1 pseudogene is annotated in these 429 nt (G+C 77.6%); it reads left to right on the plus strand.

Annotated features, from left to right (window positions below):
- Positions 1–144: 144 nt before the first annotated feature.
- Positions 145–429 (plus strand): annotated as a pseudogene (locus D8M29_RS13365) (ATP-dependent DNA helicase RecG); the annotation flags it as partial.

Raw genomic sequence — 429 nt, forward strand, 5'->3', positions numbered from 1 at the left:
CTTCGCCGAGCTGGCCCTGGCCGTCGTCGACGAGCAGCACCGCTTCGGCGTGGACCAGCGCGAGGCCCTGCGGCGGGCCAACCCCGGCACGCACCTGCTCGTCATGTCCGCCACGCCCATCCCGCGCCCCGTGATCGGCAGAGCGCCGGCACCCCGGGGGCCGGCGACGCCCCGGCCACAAGGGCCGCGCTGGCCCCCGGCTCGCTCAAGACCGCCGCGCGCCGCGAGGCCCTGCTGGCCCTGGCCTCCGGCGAGGCCGGGATCGCCGTGGGGACGCACGCCCTGCTCTCCGAGAAGGTGGGCTTCGCCGAGCTGGCCCTGGCCGTCGTCGACGAGCAGCACCGCTTCGGCGTGGACCAGCGCGAGGCCCTGCGGCGGGCCAACCCCGGCACGCACCTGCTCGTCATGTCCGCCACGCCCATCCCGCGC

Source organism: Micrococcus sp. HSID17227 (assembly GCF_003989405.1).
GTDB lineage: Bacteria > Actinomycetota > Actinomycetes > Actinomycetales > Micrococcaceae > Micrococcus > Micrococcus luteus.